Below are 13865 nucleotides of genomic sequence, written 5' to 3'. Positions count from 1 at the left end.
TTTTCAGCCTGCGCTGAAAATCAATGGTCCGACGCTGCGGCAGCGCCGTAGCCGGTTTCGGAGCGCACTTGCTGGGCCGGGAAGGCTGCGCGTTCTTTTTTCGCTTGCTCGCTCTTGTCGAGGACCGAGAACAGCCAGATGCTCACAAAGCCGATGGTCATCGAGAACAAAGCAGGCGAGCTGTACTGGAACCAAGCCGAGCCCTTGGGATTGCCCAGGGTGACTTCCCACACGGCAGGCGACACCACCGTGAGGCCCACCGAAGAGATCAGGCCCAGGAACCCGCCCACGACCGCACCGCGTGTGGTGCAGTCTTTCCACAGCACCGACAGGAACAGCACCGGGAAGTTGGCCGAAGCCGCGATCGCAAAAGCCAGCGACACCATGAAGGCGATGTTCTGCTTTTCAAACGCGATGCCCAGGCCCACGGCAATCACGCCCAAAGCCACGGTGGTGATGCGCGAGACACGCAGCTCCGAGGCGCTGTCGGCTTGGCCCTTTTTGAACACGGTCGAGTACAGGTCGTGCGACACAGCCGATGCGCCCGACAAGGTCAGGCCCGCGACCACCGCCAGGATGGTGGCAAAAGCCACGGCCGAGATGAAGCCGTAAAACACATCGCCGCCCTTGATCACGCCCTTGGCGGTGTCGGCCAACTCGGGGTTGGTCAGCACCAAGGTGATCGCGCCAAAGCCGATGATGAAGATCAGGATGAAGAAGTAGCCCACCCAGGTGGTCGCCCAGAACACCGACTTGCGTGCTTCCTTGGCGTCAGGCACCGTGAAAAAGCGCATCAGCACGTGGGGCAAACCGGCGGTGCCGAACATCAGCGCCATGCCAAAAGAAATGGCCGAGATCGGGTCCTTGATGAAGCCGCCAGGGCCCATGATGGACAGACCGGCTTTGGCCGCTTCTTCGGGCGTCTTGCCGCTCGCCTCGGCGATGGCGGTTTTGACAGCCACGCCTTTGGCAAACAGCGCTTCAGGGCTGAAGCCAAACTGCGCCAACACCATGATGGCCATGAAGGTACCACCGCACAGCAGCAAGCAAGCCTTGATGATCTGCACCCAGGTGGTGGCGGTCATGCCGCCAAACAGCACGTACACCATCATGAGCGCACCCACGATGACCACGGCCATCCAGTACTCCAGGCCGAACAGCAGTTTGATCAGTTGACCGGCACCCACCATTTGGGCGATCAGGTAGAACGCCACCACGACCAGCGTGCCCGAAGCGGCAAACGCTCGGATGGGCGCTTGCTTGAAGCGGTAACCGGCCACGTCGGCAAAGGTGAACTTGCCCAAGTTGCGCAGACGCTCGGCCAGCAAGAAGGTGATCACAGGCCAGCCGACCAAAAAGCCGATGGAGTAGATCAAGCCGTCATAGCCCGAGGCCATCACGGCCGCCGAAATGCCCAGAAAGGACGCGGCCGACATGTAGTCGCCCGCAATGGCCAGGCCGTTTTGAAAACCGGTGATGCCGCCACCAGCGGTGTAGAAGTCAGCGGCGGATTTTGTTTTGGCCGCAGCCCATTTGGTGATCCACAAAGTGCCCAGCACAAAAGTGCCGAACATCAAGATGGCGGTCCAGTTGGTGGACTGCTTGGCGGCGTCGCCAATGTCAGCACCGGCAGCCAGAGCGGCGTTACCCGCGATCAGGGCCAAAGTGCCCAAGAAAAATTGCATCGCCTTGTTCATTTTGTGGCGTCCTTCAAGATGTCTTGCGTCAGCGCGTCATAGCGCTTGTTGGCGCGGTTGACGTAGATGCCGGTGATCACGATGGTGAACACAATCACGCCCATGCCGAGCGGAATGCCAATCGAGGTCACACCAGCGCCCAAAGGCTGTGCGAGAAAGGGCTTGTTGAAGGCGATCAGTGCGATGAAGCCGTAGTAAACGACCAGGGTCAACACGGTCAGGAGCCAGCCAAAAGTATTGCGCTGCTTGCGCAGCTGAGCGTACTTTGGGTGACTTTGGATCTTGGCGATCACGGGGTCAATCATTGTTATGTCCTGCTTTAAAAACAAAAAAGGCAGACCCCCAATTCACCCGATCTTTTGATCTGAGTAAGTTGTTTGTCTGCCTGGTGGTTAATGTCGCAGAGGCGACTGACCTTTTGCTTACTTCGAGCAACCGGTGCCGGGCTTGTTGTCAGATGTTTTGACGAAACGCCTCGGGTGTTTGGCCCGTCCAGCCCTTGAAAGCCCGCATGAAACTCTTTTCGTTTTGAAAGCCCGCTTCCGCCGCGATCTGTTTGATGGGGCGTGAGGTGCGCAGCAGCAAGTCCACCGCCGTGTCGCGGCGCACGCTGTCCTTGAGGGCTTGCAAGCTGGCCCCTTCTTCTTTGAGTTGTCGGTGCAGTGTGCGCGGCGACAGGTTGAGCCAAGCGGCCAGGTCGCCCGCGTTGCGGCTGTGCTCGGGGTGCTCGGCCAGGGTCTGGCGGACTTTTTCGACCAGCAGGCGGTCGCGCCGGTAGGGCCGCACCGTCAGCAGCAAGGCGCGTTGCAGCATGCGCTGCAGCGCGGCTTCGTCGCGGCGCAGGGGCAGCTGCAGGTAGCCCGCGTCAAAACTCAGGCGGCTGTGCGGCGCGTTGAACTGGCAGGGCCCGTCAAACAGAACGCGGTAACTGTCGGCGTGCGGTGGCGGTGCAAAGTGCAGCTCGGTGGCGGCCAGCGGGATGCGCGAGTCGGTCAGCCAGCAGGCCACGCCCAGTGCATTGCGCAAGACCGACACCGTGCAAAACTCGCGCAGCCCTTTCAGGTCGTGCAATTCATGCAGTTCGATGTGGGCCAGGCCTTCGGTCTGCGTCAGCGCCAGACGAATGTCGTCGGTCAGCAGGTTGTGGTGACGGCACCAACGGGAAAGCGCCACACCCAAAGTGGGCGCGGTCAGAGATGCGCGCACCAGCATGCCGTAACTGCCCCAAGGCAGACGGCGGCGAAACCAGCCCAGCGCCTCATCGTCCAGCTCGCGCATGGCGGCCTCGCTCATCCACTCCATCTGCAGCGCCGTCACGCGTGCGTCGCTGCGATTCAAAAGTTTTGGCGCAATTTGTGCCTTTTCTAAAGCCTCGGTGGGGTCCATGCCGCGCAAAGCATAGGCATCCACCATGGCTTTGATGAAGGCAATGGGGGTCTCTGCGCGCGAGGTGGGGGTGGTGACCATAAGCGGTGTATTTTGGCAGCATTTGCAACCTGCTTGGCATCCCCATGTGCAGGCGGCCCCGTATGCTGACGGCTACAAGCGAATCCACTGGAAACACCATGACCGTTTTGCAAACCCAACTCAATCCCCGATCGGCCGAATTTGCGGCCAATGCCGCCGCCATGCAGGCCGTGGTCGATGACCTGCGCGCCCATCTGGAGCGTGTGGCCCAAGGCGGTGGCGAAGCCGCCCGCGCCAAGCACACCGCCCGAGGCAAGCTGCTGCCCCGAGACCGTGTGCAGATGCTGCTCGACCCTGGCACGCCTTTCCTCGAAGTCGCGCCCTTGGCCGCACTCAACATGTACAACAACGACGCGCCCAGCTCCGGCGTGATCGTGGGCATCGGCCGCGTGAGTGGCGTGGACTGCATGATCGTGTGCAACGACGCCACGGTGAAGGGCGGCACCTATTACCCGATGACGGTGAAAAAGCATTTGCGGGCGCAAGAGATCGCGCAGCAAAACAAGCTGCCTTGCATCTATCTGGTGGATTCGGGTGGTGCCAACTTGCCCAACCAAGACGAGGTCTTCCCCGACCGCGACCACTTCGGCCGCATCTTCTTCAACCAGGCCAACATGAGTGCGCAGGGCATCGCGCAGATCGCGGTCGTCATGGGCTCGTGCACGGCCGGTGGTGCCTACGTGCCCGCCATGAGTGACGAAACCATCATTGTTAAAAACCAGGGCACCATCTTTTTGGGCGGCCCGCCCTTGGTGAAAGCCGCGACGGGCGAGGTGGTGAGCGCCGAAGATTTGGGCGGCGGTGATGTGCACACGCGCCTCTCGGGTGTAGCCGACCACTTGGCACAAAACGATGTGCACGCGCTGTCCTTGGCGCGTCAGGCGGTCAAAAACCTGAACGCGCAAAAAGCTCCCAACATCGCCACGCACGCGCCTGTGCCGCCCAAGTACGAGGCCAAAGAGTTGTACGGGGTGATCCCGACCGACACCCGCAAGCCTTTTGATGTGCGCGAGATCATCGCCCGCATCGTCGACGGCTCCGAGTTCGACGAATTCAAATCGCGTTTTGGCACCACCTTGATTTGTGGTTTTGCCCGCATCGAAGGCATGCCCGTGGGCATCATCGCCAACAACGGCATTCTGTTCAGCGAGTCAGCGCTCAAGGGCGCGCACTTCATCGAGCTGTGCTGCCAGCGCAAGATTCCGCTGGTGTTTTTGCAAAACATCACCGGCTTCATGGTGGGCCGCAAATACGAAAACGAAGGCATCGCCCGCAACGGCGCGAAGATGGTCACGGCCGTGGCGACTGCCGCAGTGCCCAAGTTCACCATCATCATTGGCGGCAGCTTTGGCGCGGGCAACTACGGCATGTGCGGCCGCGCCTACAGCCCCCGCTTTTTGTGGATGTGGCCCAACGCCCGCATCTCCGTCATGGGCGGAGAGCAGGCGGCCAGCGTCTTGGCCACCGTCAAGCGCGATGGCATCGAAGGCAAGGGTGGCCAGTGGAGCGCAGACGAAGAAGCCGCGTTCAAGGCCCCCATCAAAGAACAGTACGAGGTGCAGGGCCACCCCTACTACGCCACCGCCCGCATCTGGGACGACGGCGTGATCGACCCGGCCGACACGCGCCGTGTGCTGGCGCTGGGTTTGAGTGCATCGCTGAATGCGCCGATTCCTGAGACGAAGTTTGGCCTGTTCCGCATGTAAGGAGTTCACCATGTACCAAACCCTTGAAATCGAACGCCACAACCGCGTCGCCACCGTGTGGATGAACCGCCCGGATGTGCACAACGCTTTTGACGAAAACCTGATCGCCGAACTCACTGCTGCGTGCGAAGCGCTGGACCAAGATGCCAGCGTGCGTGTGGTGGTGCTGGCTGGGCGCGGCAAGAGCTTTTCAGCAGGTGCTGACCTGAACTGGATGAAACGCGCCGCGCAAAACGGCGTGGAAGACAACCTGCGCGATGCGCGCGCTCTGGCCCGCATGCTGCGCGTGTTGGCCGAGATGAAAAAGCCCACCATTGCCCGCGTGCAAGGTGCCGCGCTGGGCGGTGGCACGGGCCTGACGGCCGCATGCGACATTGCCGTCGCTTCGACCAAGGCCGTGTTCGCCACGTCCGAAGTCAAGTTCGGCATCATCCCGGCCGCCATCAGCCCTTATGTGGTGCGGGCCATCGGTGCGCGCCAGAGTTATCGTTACTTCCAGTCGGCCGAGCGCATCGATGCGCTGCGTGCGCGCGAACTGGGCCTGGTGCACGAGGCGGTCGAGCCCGAGCAGCTGGACGCCAAGGTGCAGGACATCGTGGACGCGCTGATCCAGGGTGGCCCGCTCTCGCAAGCCGCTGCCAAAGACCTGATTCGCGCCGTGGACAACAAGCCCATCAACGACGCCGTGGTGGAAGACACCGCGCAACGCATCGCAGGGCTGCGCGCCACCCCTGAAGCACAGGACGGCCTCTCGGCCTTCCTCGACAAACGTCAGCCGGGCTGGTTGGCTTGATGCTGTAGGAGCGATGCCCTCGTCGCGAAAAGAATGCCCTATCGCCGCGAGGGCGCGGCTCCCACACCAAACACTGAATGAGGTTTTCCATGTTCAAAAAAATCCTGATCGCCAACCGTGGCGAAATCGCTTGCCGCGTGGCGGCCACCGCCCGCCGCTTGGGGTTAAAGACCGTGGCGGTTTATTCCGATGCCGACGCCAGCGCCAAGCATGTGCAGGCCTGCGACGAAGCCGTGCATGTGGGCGGCTCGGCCCCCAAAGACAGCTATCTGCGCTGGGAGCGCATTTTGCAAGCGGCCAAAGACACCGGCGCTGAGGCGGTGCACCCCGGCTACGGGTTTCTGAGCGAGAACGAAGACTTCGCCAAGGCCTGCGCCGCAGCGGGTCTGGTGTTCATCGGTCCGCCTGCCTCGGCGATTTTGGCGATGGGCCTCAAGGCCGAGTCCAAGCGCTTGATGGAATCTGCCGGTGTGCCCCTGGTGCCCGGCTACCACGGTGCTGACCAAGACCCTGCATTGCTGCAGCGCGAAGCTGACCGCATCGGCTACCCCGCCCTCATCAAGGCCAGCGCAGGCGGTGGCGGCAAGGGCATGCGCGTGGTCGAGAAGTCTGAAGACTTTGCCGCAGCGCTGGCCAGCTGCCAACGCGAAGCCATCAACAGCTTTGGCAGCGATGCGGTGTTGATCGAAAAGTACGTGCAGCGCCCACGCCACATCGAGATCCAGGTGTTTGGCGACACCCAAGGCAACTGCGTTTACCTGTTTGAGCGCGACTGCTCGGTGCAGCGCCGCCACCAAAAAGTGCTCGAAGAAGCCCCGGCCCCCGGCATGACCGAGGCCTTGCGTGCGCAAATGGGCGCAGCCGCTGTGGCGGCGGCCAAGGCGGTGAACTATGTGGGTGCCGGTACGGTGGAATTCATCGTCGAGCAAACGGCTTATGACCAGCCCGAGTCGATGAAGTTCTTCTTCATGGAGATGAACACCCGCCTGCAGGTGGAGCACCCGGTCACCGAAGCCATCACCGGCCTGGACTTGGTGGAGTGGCAACTGCGTGTGGCCAGTGGCGAGCCGCTGCCGCTGCGTCAGGACGAGTTGCGCATCCAGGGTCACGCCATCGAAGCGCGCATCTGCGCCGAAAACCCCGACAACAACTTTTTGCCCGCGACAGGCACTTTACAGGTCTACCGCAAGCCACAAGCGACCAGCTTTGAACGCAGCACCACCCGCATCGACGACGGTGTGCGCGAGGGCGACACCATCAGCCCGTTTTACGACTCGATGGTCGCCAAGCTCATCGTGCACGGCGACACCCGCGAGCAGGCGCTGGCGCGTCTGGACACTGCGCTGGCGCAGACCCACATCGTGGGCCTGAACACCAATGTGCAGTTCTTGCGCCATGTGGTGCGCTCGCCCGCATTTGCCAAGGCCCAGCTCGACACTGCGCTGATCCAGCGCGAAAGCGCTGTGCTGTTCAAGCAAGATCCGGTGGGCCTGCAGGCTGCTGCCGCTGCCGTGATCGCCGACGCCTTGCGCTCGGAATCCGCTGCGCAAGGCGCTGACCCGTTCAGCCGCCGCGACGGCTGGCAGTCGCACGGCACCACACGCCGCCGTTTTGAGCTGGAGTACGACGGCCAGCCCGTGCGCGCCGTCTTGACCTATGGCCCGCAGCTGTTGTTGCAAGTGGGGGAGGGGGCCGAAGCTGCGCTGCAGTTCACGCCCCAGGGCGATGGTTTGTGGGTTCAGTTCAACGGTGCGCGCATCCACAGCACGGTGCACGCACAAGGCGAAACCCGTCATGTGTTTACCCCTCAAGGCGCCACCCGCATCGGCCTGCTCGATCCGCTGGCCCATGCCGGCGAAGCCGCGCAAGAAGGCGGCCGCCTGACGGCCCCCATGCCCGGCAAGGTCGTGTCGTTTGCCGTCAAGGCGGGTGACAAGGTCAAAGCCGGTCAGCCGCTGGCGGTGATGGAAGCCATGAAGATGGAACACACCATCAGCGCGCCCAAAGACGGCACGGTGGCCGAACTGCTTTACGCGCCGGGCGACCAGGTGACCGAGGGGGCGGAGTTGCTCAAGCTGGCGGCGTAGTCTGCCGTGACTGCTCTGTGTGGGAGCGGCGCCCCCGCCGCGATGGAGCGCCCGCAGTCCACAGGCATTCGCCCCGAGGGCGGGGCTCCCACAATGGCTGCCTAACCCATGCGACAGAAGGGCCGGTACCTTGCTGACAAAATCTGCCCATGAACATCACCATCTGCTTTGAAAAGCTGGACCCGACGCCCTGGGTGCAGGGCTTGCAGCAAGCCTTCCCTGAGGCCTCTGTGTCCGCCTGGGCACCCGGCGCAGCGCCCGCCGACCACGCCATCGTCTGGGCGCCGCCCCAGCAGTTCATCGACGAGCAGCCTGGCCTGCAAACCCTGTTCAACATCGGTGCGGGCGTGGACGCCTTGCTCCAGCTCAAGCTGCCGCCAAGCCTCAAGGTGGTGCGCCTGGACGACGCGGGCATGTCGGTGCAGATGGCCGAGTTCGTTTGCCATGCGGTCATTCGCCACTTTCGCGAGTTCGATGGCTACGACGCCGACACCCAAGCGGGCAAATGGTCCTACCGCAAGCCGCGCAGCCGCGCCGACTTTGCTGTGGGCGTCATGGGCCTGGGCGTGTTGGGCGAGCGTGTGGCCAAAGCCCTGCAGGTGTTCGAGTTTCCCGTCAACGGCTACAGCCGCAGCGCCAAAGACTTGCCGGGCATTCGCTGCTTCAGCGGGGCGCAGGGCTTGTCTGATTTTCTGCAAGCCACGCGCGTGCTGGTCAACCTGATGCCGCTCACGCCAGAGACCGAGAACATCCTGAACAAAAACACGCTCGCGCAACTGCAGACGGGCGGCTACGTCATCAACGTGGCCCGCGGCAAGCACCTGGTCGAAGAAGACCTGATCGCCTTGCTGGACAAGGGCCACCTGGCCGGGGCCACGCTCGACGTGTTCCGCGCCGAGCCCCTGCCTGCCGAACACCCTTTTTGGCGTCATCCCAAAATCACCGTCACGCCACACACCTCCGCCCGCACACTGCGCGAAGAAAGCATCGCGCAAATCGTCGGCAAAATCCAAGCCTTGCAGCGCGGGGAGCCGATCAAGGGCGTGGTTGACCCCCAGCGCGGTTATTGAAAGCACACCATGACACTTCCCTCACGCGTTCAACTCATCGACGTCGGCCCCCGCGATGGCCTGCAAAACGAAAAGCAGCCCGTGCCCGCTGCGGTCAAGATCGAGCTGGTGCACCGCCTGCAAGCTGCAGGCCTGACCGAGATCGAAGTCACCAGTTTTGTGTCCCCCAAATGGGTGCCGCAAATGGCCGACAACGCCGAGGTCATGAACGGCATCCAACGCCAAGCGGGTGTGCGCTACTCGGTGCTCACACCCAATGCGCAAGGTTTTGAAGCGGCCCTCAAAACACGGCCCGACGAGATCGTGGTGTTTGGCGCCGCCAGCGAAGCCTTCAGCCACAAAAACATCAATTGTTCGATCGCCGAGAGCATCGAGCGTTTCGCGCCCGTGGTCCAAGCCGCGCTGGCGGCGGGCATTGCGGTGCGCGGTGCCATGAGCTGCACCGTGGCCTGCCCTTACGAGGGCGATGTCGCGCCCGAGCGCGTGGCCTACCTGGCGGGCCTCATGAAGCAGATCGGTGTGCAGCGTGTGGATGTGGCCGACACCATTGGCGCAGGCACACCGCTCAAGGTACAAAAAGCCATCGAGGCCACCTTGCCGTACTTCGATGTGGACCACATCTGCGGCCACTTCCATGACACCTATGGCCAGGCGCTGGCCAACACCCTGGCCGCGCTGCAAATGGGGGTGTGGAACTTCCAGTCTTCCGTTGCGGGCTTGGGCGGCTGTCCTTATGCCAAAGGCGCCACGGGCAATGTGTCCACCGAAGACGTGGTCTACATGCTGCACGGCATGGGCATCGACACCGGCATTGACCTCGACAAGCTGGTCGACGCGGGCGCGTTCATCAGCGGTTTTTTGGGGCGTCCACCCAACTCGAACGTGGCCAAAGCCATCCTCAACAAACGCTTGGGCTGAAGCATGTGCGGCGCTGAACTCCATGCCCTGCCCGAAGGTGTGCAACGCGTGGCCAGGGTTTTGCAAGATGCGAACCACCCGCACACGCCGCTCATGCTGGATGGCGCCGCCCGCACCGCGCAAGAGGCCGCCCACGGCCTGGGCGTGCAACTGGGGCAGATCGCCAAGAGCGTGATCTTCAAGCGCAAGCAAGACGGCCTGGCCGTGCTGGTGGTGGCCTCGGGCGATCGTCGGGTGGATGAGAAAAAAGTCTCGGCCTTGGTCGGCAAAATCGGCCGCGCCGATGCCGACTTTGTCAAAGCGCAGACCGGCTTTGCCATCGGCGGTGTCTCGCCCGTGGCCCACCTGTTCCCGCCCGTGACCCTGCTCGACCAGGACCTGTGGCGCTTTGAAGAGATTTGGGCCGCAGCTGGCCATCCGCACGCGGTCTTTCGCTTGCGGCCTGACGACCTGAAACCCCTGACCGGCGCAGCTGTGGCCGATGTGGTGCAATCGGCACCCGAGGTCTCCGCATGAACAAGCATTACTGGAAAAAACTCAGCGCCCTGGCCGAGCAAGTGCTGGCCCAGCCCACACCGCCTGCGCCCAACTCGTTGCCTTCGCCTTGCGTGTCGCTGTGCCTGATGCACCCCAGCGGCGGCTGGTGCGAAGGTTGCCTGCGCACGCTGCCCGAGATCGGCGGCTGGAGCCGCGCCACCGACGCCGAAAAGCTGTCCGTCTGGCAGGCCATTCCACAGCGCCTGCGCGAGCACCAAGCCAGCGACCTCTGAGCCCCATCATTGACACCACAGGCCCAGGCCCGACCATGAAAACCATCTACTTCTATCTGGACTTCATCTCGCCCTACGCTTGGCTGGCTTTTGATACCTTGCCCCAAGCGCTGGAGGGCATCAGCCACCGCGTGGTGTTCAAGCCGGTGGTGTTTGGCGCCATGCTCAAGCACCACGGCCAGTTGGGCCCGGCCGAGATCCCGGCCAAGCGCGACTGGACTTACCGCCAAGTGCAGTGGCAAGCGCGCTCGCAAGGCACGCCTTTGCAATTGCCCGCCAGCCACCCCTTCAATTCGCTGGCCTTGCTGCGCTTGGCCACCGCGTGCGATGCGGACGGCACGCCCAACCGCTTTGTGTGCGACAAAATCTTCCGCCACGTGTGGTGCACCGGCCAAGAAGCGGCCGATGCCGAGCGCCTGGCGGCCTTGAACGCTGACCTGAAACCCGCAGGCGATGCGGCCAGCGACACCGTCAAGCAACAACTCAAAGCCCACACCGACGAGGCCATCGCCCTGAACCTGTTTGGCGTGCCCAGCCTCGTGGTCGATGGCCAGGTGTTCTGGGGCAACGACGCACTGCCCATGCTGCGGGCGTATTTGCAGGGCGATCCGTGGTTCCAGTCGCCCGACTGGACCGGCGTGGCCCAGCTGCCCGTGGGTGTGCAGCGCAAGGCCTGATGCCTCAAAGGCTGCGAAGCACCAGCCTCGGCATTTCGAATTTTTGTCATCGCGATCGAAGCGTGGCGATCCAGTGAAGTTTGATCTGCTGCAAGCTGCGCATCAGGCAGTCCTGCCATCATGGGGCAGGAGGCAAACATGCGACTGGCCCTGATTTCGGACATCCACGCCAACCGACAAGCTTTGCAGGCTTGCTTGGCGCACGCCCGTCAACAAGGCTTTGACCAGTTGGCTTTTCTGGGCGACTTGGTGGGCTACGGGGGCGAGCCCGTCGCGGTGCTCGATCAGGTGATGGACTTGGCCGCCCAAGGTGCCTGGGTCTTGAAAGGCAACCACGATGAGATGGCCCTCAGCCCGCCCACCGCCCAAGGCAGCGAAGCCACCCAAGGCGGCCAGGGCGCGCCATGGACGCACGCGCAGCTCAGTGCCGAGCACAAGGCCTTTTTGTCCGATTTGCCCCTGACGGTCCAGCGCGAGACCTTGTTGCTGGTGCACGCCAGCGCCGACAAGCCCGAGGCTTGGCGTTATGTAGACAGCGAGCGTGCCGCAGGCCATTGCCTGGATGCGGCGATGGCACAAGGCGCTTCGCACGTGTTGGTGGGGCATGTGCACCACCAGACCTTGTATTACCAAGGCGCAGGCCGCTTGTTGATGCGGTTCGAGCCCAAGCCGGGTCTGGCGGTCCCCGTGTCTGCGCACCGGCCTTGGGTGGCTTGCGTTGGCTCTTGCGGTCAGCCGCGCGATGGGGACCCTCGGGCCATGTACACCGTGTACGACCGGGCTGTGCGCAAGCTCACTTTTCACCGTGTGCCCTACAACCACACCGAGGCAGCGCAGGCCATCCGGCTGGCGCAGCTGCCAGAATTTTTTGCACAACGACTGGAGCGAGGACGTTGAAACTCCTGAACCCCGGACACGCCATCGACGGCTTCGAAATTGAATCCTGCATGCACGCAGGCGGCATGGCCCATGTGTACAAGGTGCTGTATGCGCCCGCCGCCGATGGCAGCCGCCGCATCAGCGAGTTCCCCATGGCCATGAAGATCCCGCGCATGACGGCGGGCGATGGCGCGGAAAACATCATCAGCTTCGAGGTCGAGCTGCAAATCCTCTCCGAGCTCAAGGGCAGCCATGTGCCGCGCTTTGTAGCGGCGGGCGATTTGTCGCGGGTGCCTTATCTGGTGATGGAGTATGTCCAAGGCCAGACCTTGCAGCACTGGCTGGATGCCCCGCAGCCGCTGCCGGTGCGAGAGATCGCGTCGCTGGGCGCGGTCATGGCGCGTGCGGTGCACAGCTTGCACCAGCAAAACGTGTGTCACCTCGATTTGAAACCCGCCAATGTGCTGATCCGAGCCGACGGCACTGCGGTGATGCTGGACTTTGGCTTGTCGTGCCATGCGAATTACCCCGATCTGCTGGCCGAGGAAATGCGCAAGGCCGTGGGCTCACCGGTCTGGATTTCGCCAGAGCAGGTGGTGGGTGTGCGCGGGGACCCGCGCAGCGACATCTTTGCCATCGGCGTCATGCTGTACGAACTGGCCACCGGCGAGTTGCCCTTTGGTGAGCCGGCCACGCCAGGCGGTTTGCGCCAGCGTTTGTGGATGGACCCGGTGCCGCCGCGCAAGCTCCGCGCTGATTTGCCCGAGTGGTTGCAAGAGGTGATCTTGCGCTGCCTGGAGCCGGTGGCCGACCAACGCTACCCCTCGGCCTCGCATCTGGCGTTTGACTTGACCCACCCAGATCAGGTCAAGGTGACCGATCGCGGTCGAAAGACCGAAGGCACGGGCTTCTGGACCCACTTCAAACGTTGGGTGCGTGCCGCAGGTTTGTCTTACCAGCCCAGCCCAGTGCCGGTTCAGCAGATCGAGCAGGTGCCCATCATCATGGTGGCGGTGCCGCACCTGGACGTGAGCGATGCCACCTTGTATTCGCTGCGCGAAGCGGTGGCGCGATCGCTGGGCATCAGGCCCGGGGCAAGGCTGGCTTGCGTGACGGTGATCTCGCCCGGGCAGACCAGCAGCACCGAGTCTGAAAAAGGGGAAACCCAAGTCCACCGCTGGCACCTGAGCCGCCTGCAGCAATGGGCGCAGCCGCTGGACCTGAACGACCATCAGACCTCGTACCACGTGCTCGAATCGGGCGATGTGGCCGGTGCTTTGCTCGCGTATGCCCACGGCAATCAGGTCAACATGGTCATCATGGGTGCGGCAACGCATGGTTTGCAGATGCAGCGCTTTGTGGCCACGGTGCCCATCAAGGTGGCGATGGAGGCGGCCTGCACGGTGATCCTGGTCAAGCAAAGCTTGCCGTTTGAACACTTGGCTGCAGCCTCAGCCTGAGGCGCGTCAGTCGGTGGAGGCTTCGGGCGCAGGGTCCGGTGCCTGCAATTCTTTTTCCCAGCGGTTGACCAACCAGGCGTTCACGACGGTCAACAGCAAAAACACCAGCACGCTGCCTTGCGCGGCCATCCAGAAGTTGAACTTCAGGGTGAAGAAGCTGAAGTTCAGATGGCGTGCAAACGGCACCCAGGCAAAACCTACCACCAGCCAAATGGCCAGCAACACCCCTGTGGTGTAGCGAATTCTTTGGCGCAAAACACGGGCGCGGGTGGGGTTCACGGGTAAATGGGGCTGGTTGGAGGCTCAAGTGATGAAGATTATGAAGGGAAAGATCACTAGGG

The 13865-nt window shown here is 62.9% G+C and carries 14 protein-coding genes; 10 read left to right on the top strand and 4 right to left on the bottom strand.

Annotated features, from left to right (window positions below):
- Window positions 1-20: 20 nt before the first annotated feature.
- The 3 genes from B9Z52_RS06030 to B9Z52_RS06020 all read right to left on the bottom strand — a co-directional run bounded on the left by B9Z52_RS06030 (window position 21) and on the right by B9Z52_RS06020 (window position 3164).
- The gene (locus B9Z52_RS06030; protein ID WP_108412930.1) at window positions 21-1697 is read right to left on the bottom strand and encodes a cation acetate symporter; all 1677 of its coding nucleotides are present in this window, start codon (window positions 1695-1697) and stop codon (window positions 21-23) included.
- Complete coding sequence (locus tag B9Z52_RS06025; protein WP_108412929.1) at window positions 1694-2002, bottom strand: DUF485 domain-containing protein; 309 nt, start codon at window positions 2000-2002, stop codon at window positions 1694-1696. Before B9Z52_RS06025 ends, B9Z52_RS06030 begins: the two co-directional genes overlap by 4 nt.
- 148 nt (window positions 2003-2150) lie before the next feature.
- On the bottom strand, window positions 2151-3164 hold the full coding sequence (locus B9Z52_RS06020; protein ID WP_108412928.1) for an AraC family transcriptional regulator: 1014 nt from the start codon (window positions 3162-3164) through the stop codon (window positions 2151-2153).
- Window positions 3165-3262: 98 nt separating this feature from the next.
- Here B9Z52_RS06020 and B9Z52_RS06015 point away from each other — a divergent pair, with 98 nt between their 5' ends.
- The 10 genes from B9Z52_RS06015 (at window position 3263) to B9Z52_RS05970 (ending at window position 13524) form a co-directional block, all read left to right on the top strand.
- Complete coding sequence (locus B9Z52_RS06015; protein WP_108412927.1) at window positions 3263-4870, top strand: carboxyl transferase domain-containing protein; 1608 nt, start codon at window positions 3263-3265, stop codon at window positions 4868-4870.
- 10 nt (window positions 4871-4880) lie between these two features.
- Window positions 4881-5663: an enoyl-CoA hydratase/isomerase family protein gene (locus B9Z52_RS06010; protein WP_108412926.1), complete on the top strand. Its 783-nt coding sequence runs from the start codon at window positions 4881-4883 to the stop codon at window positions 5661-5663.
- An 89-nt stretch (window positions 5664-5752) separates the two neighbouring features.
- Entirely contained in the window at window positions 5753-7750 is a 1998-nt protein-coding gene (locus B9Z52_RS06005) for an acetyl/propionyl/methylcrotonyl-CoA carboxylase subunit alpha (protein WP_108412925.1), read from the top strand.
- Window positions 7751-7899: 149 nt separating this feature from the next.
- Complete coding sequence (locus B9Z52_RS06000) at window positions 7900-8820, top strand: glyoxylate/hydroxypyruvate reductase A (RefSeq protein ID WP_108412924.1); 921 nt, start codon at window positions 7900-7902, stop codon at window positions 8818-8820.
- Window positions 8821-8829: 9 nt separating this feature from the next.
- Window positions 8830-9738, top strand: a complete 909-nt coding sequence (locus B9Z52_RS05995; RefSeq protein WP_108412923.1) for a hydroxymethylglutaryl-CoA lyase — start codon at window positions 8830-8832, stop codon at window positions 9736-9738.
- Between the two features lie 3 nt (window positions 9739-9741).
- Window positions 9742-10254: a YbaK/EbsC family protein gene (locus B9Z52_RS05990; protein WP_108412922.1), complete on the top strand. Its 513-nt coding sequence runs from the start codon at window positions 9742-9744 to the stop codon at window positions 10252-10254.
- Window positions 10251-10508 carry a DUF1289 domain-containing protein gene (locus tag B9Z52_RS05985; protein ID WP_108412921.1) on the top strand — a complete coding sequence of 86 codons (258 nt, stop codon included), beginning with the start codon at window positions 10251-10253 and terminating at the stop codon, window positions 10506-10508. The genes B9Z52_RS05990 and B9Z52_RS05985 overlap by 4 nt, the downstream gene beginning before the upstream one ends.
- A 35-nt stretch (window positions 10509-10543) precedes the next feature.
- A complete protein-coding gene (locus B9Z52_RS05980; RefSeq protein WP_108412920.1) occupies window positions 10544-11185 on the top strand; it encodes a 2-hydroxychromene-2-carboxylate isomerase in 642 nt (213 codons plus the stop codon).
- 138 nt (window positions 11186-11323) lie between these two features.
- Window positions 11324-12082, top strand: a complete 759-nt coding sequence (locus tag B9Z52_RS05975; RefSeq protein ID WP_108413011.1) for a metallophosphoesterase — start codon at window positions 11324-11326, stop codon at window positions 12080-12082.
- Window positions 12079-13524, top strand: a complete 1446-nt coding sequence (locus B9Z52_RS05970) for a bifunctional serine/threonine-protein kinase/universal stress protein (RefSeq protein ID WP_108412919.1) — start codon at window positions 12079-12081, stop codon at window positions 13522-13524. The genes B9Z52_RS05975 and B9Z52_RS05970 overlap by 4 nt, the downstream gene beginning before the upstream one ends.
- Window positions 13525-13530: 6 nt before the next feature.
- Here B9Z52_RS05970 and B9Z52_RS05965 read toward each other — a convergent pair whose 3' ends face one another.
- Complete coding sequence (locus B9Z52_RS05965) at window positions 13531-13803, bottom strand: sodium/substrate symporter small subunit (protein WP_108412918.1); 273 nt, start codon at window positions 13801-13803, stop codon at window positions 13531-13533.
- Window positions 13804-13865 lie beyond the last annotated feature (62 nt).

It is taken from the genome of Limnohabitans sp. Jir72, assembly GCF_003063575.1.
In the GTDB taxonomy this organism is placed as follows: domain Bacteria; phylum Pseudomonadota; class Gammaproteobacteria; order Burkholderiales; family Burkholderiaceae_C; genus Limnohabitans_A.
The sequence above is the reverse complement of the archived record's forward strand: the minus strand, read 5'-3'. Positions and strand labels throughout refer to the sequence as shown.

Coding starts and splice junctions, on each gene's coding strand:
- B9Z52_RS06015 (WP_108412927.1), top strand. CDS start 3,263: ATGACCGTTTTGCAAACCCAACTCAATCCCCGATCGGCCGAATTTGCG.
- B9Z52_RS06010 (WP_108412926.1), top strand. CDS start 4,881: ATGTACCAAACCCTTGAAATCGAACGCCACAACCGCGTCGCCACCGTG.
- B9Z52_RS05985 (WP_108412921.1), top strand. CDS start 10,251: ATGAACAAGCATTACTGGAAAAAACTCAGCGCCCTGGCCGAGCAAGTG.
- B9Z52_RS06005 (WP_108412925.1), top strand. CDS start 5,753: ATGTTCAAAAAAATCCTGATCGCCAACCGTGGCGAAATCGCTTGCCGC.
- B9Z52_RS06030 (WP_108412930.1), bottom strand. CDS start 1,697: ATGAACAAGGCGATGCAATTTTTCTTGGGCACTTTGGCCCTGATCGCG.
- B9Z52_RS05990 (WP_108412922.1), top strand. CDS start 9,742: ATGTGCGGCGCTGAACTCCATGCCCTGCCCGAAGGTGTGCAACGCGTG.
- B9Z52_RS06020 (WP_108412928.1), bottom strand. CDS start 3,164: ATGGTCACCACCCCCACCTCGCGCGCAGAGACCCCCATTGCCTTCATC.
- B9Z52_RS05980 (WP_108412920.1), top strand. CDS start 10,544: ATGAAAACCATCTACTTCTATCTGGACTTCATCTCGCCCTACGCTTGG.
- B9Z52_RS05995 (WP_108412923.1), top strand. CDS start 8,830: ATGACACTTCCCTCACGCGTTCAACTCATCGACGTCGGCCCCCGCGAT.
- B9Z52_RS05975 (WP_108413011.1), top strand. CDS start 11,324: ATGCGACTGGCCCTGATTTCGGACATCCACGCCAACCGACAAGCTTTG.
- B9Z52_RS06000 (WP_108412924.1), top strand. CDS start 7,900: ATGAACATCACCATCTGCTTTGAAAAGCTGGACCCGACGCCCTGGGTG.
- B9Z52_RS06025 (WP_108412929.1), bottom strand. CDS start 2,002: ATGATTGACCCCGTGATCGCCAAGATCCAAAGTCACCCAAAGTACGCT.